General features: G+C 34.7%; 3 protein-coding genes. All 3 read right to left on the bottom strand.

The genetic code is table 11. The annotated features are described in order from the left end of the window. Nucleotides 1-142: 142 nt before the first annotated feature. Nucleotides 143-1,708 (bottom strand): ClC family H(+)/Cl(-) exchange transporter, encoded by a 1,566-nt coding sequence (locus ABUA27_RS12335; RefSeq protein ID WP_349820828.1) that lies wholly within the window; start codon nt 1,706-1,708, stop codon nt 143-145. A gap of 88 nt (nt 1,709-1,796) precedes the next feature. Further along, the gene (locus tag ABUA27_RS12330) at nt 1,797-2,801 is read right to left on the bottom strand and encodes a LacI family DNA-binding transcriptional regulator (RefSeq protein WP_129982376.1); all 1,005 of its coding nucleotides are present in this window, start codon (nt 2,799-2,801) and stop codon (nt 1,797-1,799) included. Between the two features lies 1 nt (nt 2,802). Continuing rightward, complete coding sequence (locus tag ABUA27_RS12325; RefSeq protein ID WP_022425138.1) at nt 2,803-3,282, bottom strand: YtxH domain-containing protein; 480 nt, start codon at nt 3,280-3,282, stop codon at nt 2,803-2,805. Nucleotides 3,283-3,380: the final 98 nt, after the last annotated feature.

Genomic DNA, 3,380 nt, shown 5'->3' with positions numbered 1-3,380 from the left:
AGAAAGAAAAGAAAAAGTATATTCCTCCAATGGATCATCCTTGGAGAAAAAACAGCTTTGCGAATTATGCTGCAAAAAAAAAGCACCGTTGTGGTGCTAATGTTTGATTATTTTTGAGACATTATCAATTTCGGTTGACATATCAGCTTGTGAAGACACTTTCCAACATCAGCTTCGTTTCATCAAGATGGAATGCATCTACTAAGACAATAATACGGTCTCCTGATATGAGCTTTGTATCCCCTTTTGGAATAATTTCTTCTCCACCACGAATAACGGAAACAATTAAGCTACGACGTGGAAGTTGTAAATCTTTAATATAGTGATCACAGGCATTTGAACCAAAACCAACTGTATAGCCAATGAGTTCCTTACTATCTGCATATTCATCCATAGAATGATAAGGCTGATTGTTTAAAAGATTCGTTAAAAGACTTTCATAAATCGGTTCACTATGTAAAAGATTGGCCACATAATATGAAACAAATGACACAAGTGAAATTGGTAGAAGCATCTTTAAAGTTCCACTCATTTCCGCAATAAGCACAATACCAGTAATCGGTGCTCTTACAATAGCACTAAAGTAAGCAGCCATTGCCATAATAATGAAGTTCATAAAATACTCAGAAGGAACGCCACACATAATAGCAATCTTACCTACACTTGCACCAATGAGACTTCCAAGAATGAGTAGTGGGAAGAAGATTCCTCCAGCAGCACCTGATCCAAATGAAACACACGAAATAAGTAATTTTAATATAAATAATAAGACAAGAGTAGATAAAACAAGATTTGGTTCATTGAGATATTCTACAAGTTTATGTCCTCCACCCATGACAAGTGGACAATAAAATCCTAAAATTCCAGATAACACCAAAGGTATAATGACTCTTTGATGTTTTTTCAAGAATGGCGTTTTCTTATAAAGTTTAATAGTTCCCATTGTAACCTTATTATAGAAAGCACCTAATACGCCAGCGACAATACCAAGAATAATAACCCAGATATAGTTCTTCAAAGGGAATGTTTCTTTGATTGAGAAAGCTAAAGTAGGTGATAAACCAAAGATATTTCTACTTAAGAAATCCGCAGTAATAGATGCAATCATCACAGAAACAAGTGCACTTGTAGAGAAGTTCTTATGAACTTCTTCCAAAGCAAACATGATACCTGCAAGAGGTGCATTGAATGCGGCTGATAAGCCTGCTGCAGCACCTGCTGTCATTAAATAACGTTCTTCAGTTTTTACACGTTTGCCTTTTTTCGCAAGAGCTTTGCCAATCATACCACCAAGCTGGATACTTGGACCTTCTCTCCCTAATGATAAGCCGCCTACAAGTGCAAGTGCACCTGCACAGAATTTCGCAAGTAAGACTCTCCACCAGCATTCATCAATACGTCCCTGTACTTCTGCTTCTAGCTGTGGAATACCAGAGCCTCCAATCATAGGTTCCCACTTTAAAAAGATTGAAATAATAAGACCTAATACAATAAGGCCAATGATCCACAAAGGCCAACAAGACACGTTATGTGCGACAAAGTCCCTTATAGTAAAATAAATAGATTCTGCATTTGATAAAACAAGACGATAAGCGATACAGACAGCACCTGACACGATACCAACAAGTAAACCTTCATAAGCCAAGCGCTTATTGAGTTTACTTCTTTCTCGTAATATATTTGCAGTATCAGATTGATTTTTAATCATATATAATCCTCCCAGTAATTATAATGACCGATACTATTTTAGCACAATCTAAACCAGTTAAAAAGGATGCCTCAGCATCCTTCTTTGGTTATTTAGTTGTATCACGCTTGATGAATGTATAATGCATTGGCACTTCTGCTTCATCAATTTCTTCATGATTTAAGATCTTTGTAAGAAGTCTGATTGCGATAGCACCCATATCATATACAGGGACATGAATAGTAGTAAGAGGTGGACGGCAAATAGTCGCATAACTTGTATCCATCATACCAACAACCTGCATATCTTCAGGCACATTGATACCATGATCAATTGCTGCATTGACAACAGCGACTGCTTCCTTGTCATAGCCTGTTAAAACAACATCATGCTTATGAGTATCAAAATATTCCTTTAATTGAGGGTAGCTTTCTTCATAGTGGTTGGAAACATCCACAATATAATCTTCAGGAAGTGTTACACCACTATCTTTAAATGCTTCTTCAATACCCTTCGCAAAATCATTTAAATCAACTAAGTTTTGAGTAGCTCTTACAAAGCAGATATCCTTTTTACCCTGTTCTATAAACTGTTTAGTCATATCATATGCAATACTCTTTGCATCAACATATACAGAACAGATATCTTCATCAGAAATCTTATATCCAACAACAACTGCAGGAATACGGTATTTTTTAATGAGATCAATTTCTTTATCAATACAGTTATTGTTAAATAATACAACACCATCAGCTCTTGATTTAATAACTTTCTCAATTACTTCTTCAATCGGGTTACCTAAACCAAGTTCATCAGTTGTATACATAATGATATTGAAATCTAAAGTACGTCCAGTATCTCCAATACCACCAATCATATCTTTTACATGTCCAAATAGTGACTGTGGGAATACAACTGCAATAGTTGTAGTTTTACTAGTTGCAAGACCTCTTGCAATCTGATTAGGCTTGAAATCGAGTCGTTTTATTGTTTCAAGTACACGTTCTCTTGTTGCAGGCTTTACAACATTTGAACCATTAATTACTCTTGAAACTGTTGCAAGTGAAACATCAGCTGCTTCTGCAACATCATAGATTGTTACTTTCTTCTTCATACTAGTCCTTGATTTCCTCAATCATTTCATCTAGCTGTTTTTCAACATCATCAATTTGCTGATCAATCACATCTTCATCAATCATGGCAGCCTTATCATTAATCATTGTTTTCACTTCATCGATTTTCTGATTCACACGTCCAGTTACTTCTACAACTGAACCTTTCACCTTTTCAAAATTTTCACTAGATTTTACTTTTTCTGCTAGAATTTCTAACTTTTTCTGTACTTCATCTACTTTTTCTTTAGTAGTTTCTTTAAAATCATCAGGATCAAATTCATCTACTGACTTTTTAATATTTTCAATTGTTTCTCCTAACTTAGCTTCAACATCTTCTCTAGTAAGACTTGTTAAATAGTCATAAGTAGATTTTGATTTAGCTTTAATATCTTCTCTTAATTCGCTACCTTTCTTAGGTGCAAATAATAAACCAGCTAAAACGCCTAATCCTACACCGAATAATACTTTTCCGAATTTCATAATTATACCTCCTATTTTTTCTGGTAGTGTCAAAAATCTATATCACATAGCATAAATACACTACCCTCAATTTTATCTATATAAACAGTAAAATGATT

The sequence above is a fragment of the Catenibacterium sp. RTP21428st1_D7_RTP21428_210409 genome, assembly GCF_040227455.1.
Taxonomy (GTDB): Bacteria; Bacillota_I; Bacilli_A; order Erysipelotrichales; family Coprobacillaceae; genus Catenibacterium; species Catenibacterium mitsuoka_A.
Note: the sequence above shows the minus strand (reverse complement) of the source record. Positions and strands in the feature narration are given on the sequence as shown.